We start from the raw sequence: 5,266 nt of genomic DNA, 5'->3' as shown, positions 1-5,266 counted from the left end.
GTCTCAATGAGGGTTGATGATGAGGGTGGGCTGGCCTGCGTTGTGCGGGCCGCCCGTCGAAGGATCGACGATGTCACCCTTGTCTCAGGTGCTGCACCGCTTCGGATCGCCCTTGAGCGAGGCGTGAGGTGTCCTTTTGGGATTTATCTCGTCTTGTCCTTCAACCGTCCGGTGATCTTCCCGTCATTCTCTCCTGGGATTGCTTCACCTGGTGTCTTCTCTTGCCCAGCACCTGACCCTGCCGCAGGTACGCAGCCGGTCCGATGGTCATCAGGCACATTCGGCAGTGCCTTGCCCGCCGGGACTTGCGGGATGAACGCCGCGCCGCACGGCTTCAGGTTTACAATGACCGCAGCCGCATCAATGGCTCGGCTGCTTAGACGGCTCTGCTCGGACGCAGAGACTGAAGAAGCCTTATGCGGCAGCGCTCGATGCCGCGCCGGCCAAGGATGGCTTGAATGACCCGACGGTTGTGGGTGCCCGAGAAGCGATGCAGGCGCTCGATCTCCCGACATGGGCCGGTCCGATGACACACAGGCCTGAACGATCGCTGTCCCTCGGAGCCGACGGGAACGGATTCAGCTCCAACGGGTCCGAATTGAGGGAGATCGGCAACCCTTGGCGAGCGCTCACAAGGAGCTTTGACGCGGTTGGGGCCGTGACGGGCAAACACGCTCAATTCGCCTGAGCGGATGCGGCTGGGTGTGAGCCCCAGCCCATTGTCGTTATCCGCGTGACCCAAGTGCCATTGAGGTGGCCGGTCTGGTGCATGAGTGACAGGCGACAGATGTGTGCCATTGTCGAATATTGTTGCCCGAGCAGGTTATTAGTCACCGCGGGAGAGGGACACGACAGGTCTATTGACTCTCATCCTTGTTTCGAACCTGTCACAAACCGGAAAGCGGCTGATAACAACACTTTTGACAAGAAGTCTGCTAACGGCTGGCAGCGTGGCCCCTCGCATTTGATATGGCCGAAGTTGCAACAAAGCCTTCGGTTGCCTCGGTACGTAAGTGGTCCTGGCAAACGGTTATCGCGTGAAAGCCTCGATCTCGACATTGGTCAGCTGGCGCTCATGTCCGTCGGGCATCATCACACACAAGCAACCCGCATCGTCCGCGAAGTACACGGGATTTCCCTTTCTCTGATGCTCGATGACTGCTGCAGCGATAGCTTCTCGAACCGCGCTCCTGAGTTGCTCGGACCATTCACGTCCTCCGTGCTCAAGATTCTGAGGCTCGGCGATCATCCCTTCCTCCGCGGTATCTGCCCGGACCTCACCGGAGTTGCGCCTGGCTATTGTGAAATCCCGCGAGTCCGACCTTGCAATCGATTGGCCTCAGCATAAGCGACAGCTAGATCCAGATGGTATTCTTTGATGGTGGGATAGGCGGCCAGAATTCGATCCCGCGGGATCCCTGCCATGACGGATGCCGCCACGTCATAGACCAAGACCCGTGTGCCTTAGATGACCGGAATGCCACCCAGGATTTCAGGATCCGAGACAATCGTGTCGTCTCGCTTTGCGTTCGTATCTTCACTGATAGTCATTCGCACCTTCCGCAGCCCGAACGACCTCGTCGATGTGCCCTGACCGCAGCCGGTCGACCGGTGCCGCACTATCAGTGTACGGATTGGGCGTGACCAACCACTCCCACGCCTCCGCAGGGAACGGAAAGTATGCCGCAACCCGGTCGAGGCCCTCGATCGGTCGGGAGTGCTCAAACTGGCGCTCCGGATAGACGAACTCATGGGCGTCTTTGCGGAAGGCAATGACCGTCCCACCATCTCGCCACAGATCGAGCGTCGCAGCGGAGATACCGAGCTTCTCCGCCATGCGGTCAGCAGCCAGGAGTTCGGATGCTGCCCAGTCTGTTGAGTCATCATCGACAGTGATTTCATCCAGCAGCGCCTTACCCTCTTCCAGACTGACCAGAGGCCCGAGGCCGGATCCCTTCATGACAAGAACTCCCTTCCCGGTATCGTCGAGCGGCCGATCCAAAGATCGCGGGCGGTGTTCCACTTTTCGAGGAGCCTCATGGTCAAGATCTGCAAAAGGACTCTGTCCTTCATGGTCCCGAGCGATGTCTATGACGTCCTCGAGGCGCCCTGCTTTCAGAGCCTCAAGCGGGGAAAGCCCTTCCAGCGCCTCATGCGGGATCAGGAGCCATTCAAGCCGCATCCAGTCATGCCGGACCGGCATCACGGCCAAGACCCCGGGAAGCCCCGTCACGATCCCGTGCGGCGTGAACTGACAGGCCGGGTAACAGTAGCTTTCAGCCAACCTGACGGCGATAAGCTCCCCCGCCTTACGCCGCTCCTCGACTAATGGCTCGGAGATTGCGAGGATCGCGGCGACCTCCGAGAGCGTGTAGAGCCCACCAGCCGTACGGATCAGTTCTACCTTCCGTACCTCGCCGGCCGCTATCATCTCGGCTATCGCTTCTTCGGTCATCTCAGTAGCAAGTCTCCATGTGCGTCTCCGATGATCTGCCGATTGTTCATCGGCGAGAGGCAATCAGTCGCCCCTCCTCCGCGCGCTCATGCGTATACTCCGTGCTCAATTCGTCCAAGCTGCCTGAGGACGCGCTCGGCCTTGCCTTGGAGGACGAGTTCCAAAGGCGTCGTCTGCAGCACTTGGTTATACTCAAGGAGCCACAGCAGGCCCTCATCGCCATAAACCTCTCGTGCTCTTCCGATGACCGTGGCGATCTCCGGTCCAGATCCCTTGAGAGCCCTGAGCTGCTCGATTTGCTCCTTGAGACGGGCGATTGCCTGGTCAATGCTGTCGTCGGCGTTTGCCGTCGTGTAGGGCTTGAAGTCTCGATCTGGTTCAATGGGCGGCACGTGATCTCTCCCGCGAAGGAACTTCAGGAGCACGAACTGGCGCGCCTCAGTTGCCATGAGCTCGTCCGGCGAACGCCCGCCGAACCACCGGTGCGGCGTCTTCAGGAAGTCCTCAGGATCACCGTACAGATCAGCAAGGAGGGCGCGGATCTCGTCAGCCATCTGTGTCATGGGCGAGAGTCTAGCATCACGTTGGATTACGGCCAATTCTGTTGGAGGCTGTGATTGCAATCGAGCTGATGTGAAACATAATCCTGATCATGGCTACGGGGTTCTTTGTCGAGCAGTCATGACCCTCACCAAGTCTCATCAGGCCATCATGGCGGCGATCGAACGTCACTGGACGATCCATGCGCTCCGGCGATTCCGCGAGCGCTACAATCTCGATGATTATGATCCTGCCTCCTTGATCGACCTGGTTGATCGGATCGAGCTCAAGTACCGAGTTGCATTCGCAAGCCCCTACTGGGCCCCCTACCCCAGGGTTATGGTCATCGCCAAGCTGACACGCCGCAATCTGGCAGCATCCTCGAAGGTGAGAATCGTCTACCAGCGGCGAGAGCAGATGATTGTGACAGTACTTCCGTTGAAGCTGGACCCGAACCGCCGAAACAAGCTCAAGACCCTGACGGTATAAAGCCAATCGCAATGGATAGAGCTCGGACGAAAAGCGCGATCGTGGCGGATGGTTGCTGCGGAGTTTTGACAAGAAGCCAGTAACGGATGTCGTGCCATGTTGCTCCCGATCGGGAGGATTTCATGCGGACCAATCAGCGGCTGGCCCAGCTCTGGCTCGATGCCATGGCAACGGAGCTCGGGGCATCTGCCGGTACCATCGACACCTACACTGACGATCTCAACTGTTACCTCGCCTGGCTAGATGAGAGCAGGCTCAGTCTAGAGGGGGTCGGCCTGGAGCAGATCCGGGATTATATCGCTGGTCTCGATGGGCGCGGCTATGCCGGATCCACCATCGCCCGCAGGATTACGGTGGCCCGCGGCTTGCACAAGTTCCTGATCGCCGAGGAACTCGGCTCCCGTGACCCCACCGCTCACCTGTCGAGCATGAAGCGGTCGCGCAAGCTCCCCTTCGTCCTCTCCATTGCCGAGACGGAGGCGCTCCTGGAGACGGCTCATCGGCTGGCGGCCGATTCCTCCGTGGGCCTCTACCGTCAGGCCGGCTATGCCCGCCGCGCTGCCCTGTTCGAGACGCTCTATGCCTCCGGCATGCGGATCAGCGAGGCGCTGTCGCTGCCCTCCGATGCGGCGCCGCCCGGCACCCGGATGCTGCTGGTGCGCGGCAAGGGCGACAAGCAGCGCCTCGTGCCCCTGCACGAACAGGAAAACCGGGCCTATGGGAGCATCCTTCCGAAGGTGTGGGGATGGAAGGTTTTCCCCTAGAAAAGCGAAAGGCCCCGGTAAACCGAGGCCCAGCGCCGACCGGGGACAACCCCCAATCCACTTACCCGAGATATTGGGATGAGTTGCAGGAATGTCAAGTCGTCCATATCAGCCTCAAGCTTGGCTTTAAAGGTGGCATGAATTCCAAGACACTGAGCTGGCTCATCCTCTTGCTGGCACCCGCCGTCAGGTCCAGGATCTCAGCCGATGGACGACATGGTGAACTTAAACCTGACGAAAACGCTCCTGATCGTGTATCACTCGATGACGGGAGGCACTCGTCAGATGGTCGAGGCTGCTGCCCGTGGGGCAGCGTCAGAGCCGACCGTTCGCGTTCACCTGCTTCCGGCACCAGCGGCTCAGGCAGCCGACCTCCTCGAGGCAGACGGTTATATCTTCGGCACGCCTGAAAATTTGGCGGCCATGGCCGGATTTATGAAGGATTTCTTTGACCGCACCTACTATCCTGCGCTCGATCGGATCAGCGGGCGCGCCTATGCGACGCTGATCTGCGCCGGCAGCGACGGTCACAACGCAGCCCGTCAAGTTGAGCGCATCGCGACGGGATGGCGGCTCAAACCTATCGCCGATCCGTTAATCGTCTGCACCCACGCGCAGATACCTGAAGCGATCCTGGCTCCCAAGATCATTGGATCAGACGATCTGAAGCGCTGCGAAGAGCTCGGGGCCGCACTTGCGGCAGGGATGAGTATCGGGATGTTCTAGGCCGCAAGATGGTGTGTTATGAACATAATCGAACGGCACGCGCCGCTTGTCAGTGAACTGGTTCAATGTTGACAGCATGACCGGTCCGTCTCCGCACCTTCGACTTCAGCATACGGGATCGTGCACACTCTTCCTCGTTTCGGTCACGGCAATTCTCCTAGCCCTTCCTGAGCTCGTAGCCACGTCGCCGCTTTCGCTGGAGCCAGGTTTCAAGAGCTTCCACTGCACATGACTGGTTTTCGTAGAGCTCGACTCTTCGTTGCCCAGGTCGACCAATACGGCCCCATTCACG

8 protein-coding genes are annotated in these 5,266 nt (G+C 59.5%); 3 read left to right on the top strand and 5 right to left on the bottom strand.

The window, feature by feature from the left end; genetic code table 11:
• Window positions 1–1,030 precede the first annotated feature (1,030 nt).
• The 4 genes from JKG68_RS30855 to JKG68_RS30840 form a co-directional block, all read right to left on the bottom strand.
• A complete protein-coding gene (locus JKG68_RS30855) occupies window positions 1,031–1,249 on the bottom strand; it encodes a hypothetical protein (protein WP_202066110.1) in 219 nt (72 codons plus the stop codon).
• 47 nt (window positions 1,250–1,296) lie between these two features.
• Window positions 1,297–1,452 (bottom strand): DUF433 domain-containing protein, encoded by a 156-nt coding sequence (locus JKG68_RS35060; protein WP_202066108.1) that lies wholly within the window; start codon window positions 1,450–1,452, stop codon window positions 1,297–1,299.
• 85 nt (window positions 1,453–1,537) lie between these two features.
• Window positions 1,538–2,455 carry an antitoxin Xre/MbcA/ParS-like domain-containing protein gene (locus JKG68_RS30845; protein WP_202066106.1) on the bottom strand — a complete coding sequence of 306 codons (918 nt, stop codon included), beginning with the start codon at window positions 2,453–2,455 and terminating at the stop codon, window positions 1,538–1,540.
• An 86-nt stretch (window positions 2,456–2,541) separates the two neighbouring features.
• On the bottom strand, window positions 2,542–3,018 hold the full coding sequence (locus JKG68_RS30840) for an MbcA/ParS/Xre antitoxin family protein (RefSeq protein WP_202066104.1): 477 nt from the start codon (window positions 3,016–3,018) through the stop codon (window positions 2,542–2,544).
• Window positions 3,019–3,136: 118 nt separating this feature from the next.
• Here JKG68_RS30840 and JKG68_RS30835 point away from each other — a divergent pair, with 118 nt between their 5' ends.
• The 3 genes from JKG68_RS30835 (at window position 3,137) to JKG68_RS30825 (ending at window position 4,974) form a co-directional block, all read left to right on the top strand.
• The gene (locus tag JKG68_RS30835) at window positions 3,137–3,484 is read left to right on the top strand and encodes a hypothetical protein (RefSeq protein ID WP_202066103.1); all 348 of its coding nucleotides are present in this window, start codon (window positions 3,137–3,139) and stop codon (window positions 3,482–3,484) included.
• A gap of 122 nt (window positions 3,485–3,606) precedes the next feature.
• Window positions 3,607–4,248, top strand: a complete 642-nt coding sequence (locus JKG68_RS30830) for a site-specific integrase (protein WP_246516098.1) — start codon at window positions 3,607–3,609, stop codon at window positions 4,246–4,248.
• Window positions 4,249–4,455: 207 nt separating this feature from the next.
• Window positions 4,456–4,974: a flavodoxin family protein gene (locus tag JKG68_RS30825; protein ID WP_202066101.1), complete on the top strand. Its 519-nt coding sequence runs from the start codon at window positions 4,456–4,458 to the stop codon at window positions 4,972–4,974.
• A gap of 157 nt (window positions 4,975–5,131) precedes the next feature.
• Here JKG68_RS30825 and JKG68_RS30820 read toward each other — a convergent pair whose 3' ends face one another.
• Complete coding sequence (locus JKG68_RS30820) at window positions 5,132–5,251, bottom strand: hypothetical protein (protein WP_312891057.1); 120 nt, start codon at window positions 5,249–5,251, stop codon at window positions 5,132–5,134.
• Window positions 5,252–5,266: the final 15 nt, after the last annotated feature.

The organism is Microvirga aerilata, from assembly GCF_016743775.1.
Classification (GTDB): domain Bacteria; phylum Pseudomonadota; class Alphaproteobacteria; order Rhizobiales; family Beijerinckiaceae; genus Microvirga; species Microvirga aerilata.
The sequence above is the reverse complement of the archived record's forward strand: the minus strand, read 5'-3'. Positions and strand labels throughout refer to the sequence as shown.

Bases quoted from the DNA above. Each gene is read 5' to 3' on its own strand.
- JKG68_RS30830 (WP_246516098.1), top strand. From the start codon at position 3,607: ATGCGGACCAATCAGCGGCTGGCCCAGCTCTGGCTCGATGCCATGGCA.
- JKG68_RS30835 (WP_202066103.1), top strand. From the start codon at position 3,137: ATGACCCTCACCAAGTCTCATCAGGCCATCATGGCGGCGATCGAACGT.
- JKG68_RS30825 (WP_202066101.1), top strand. From the start codon at position 4,456: ATGGACGACATGGTGAACTTAAACCTGACGAAAACGCTCCTGATCGTG.
- JKG68_RS30840 (WP_202066104.1), bottom strand. From the start codon at position 3,018: ATGACACAGATGGCTGACGAGATCCGCGCCCTCCTTGCTGATCTGTAC.
- JKG68_RS30845 (WP_202066106.1), bottom strand. From the start codon at position 2,455: ATGACCGAAGAAGCGATAGCCGAGATGATAGCGGCCGGCGAGGTACGG.
- JKG68_RS30855 (WP_202066110.1), bottom strand. From the start codon at position 1,249: ATGATCGCCGAGCCTCAGAATCTTGAGCACGGAGGACGTGAATGGTCC.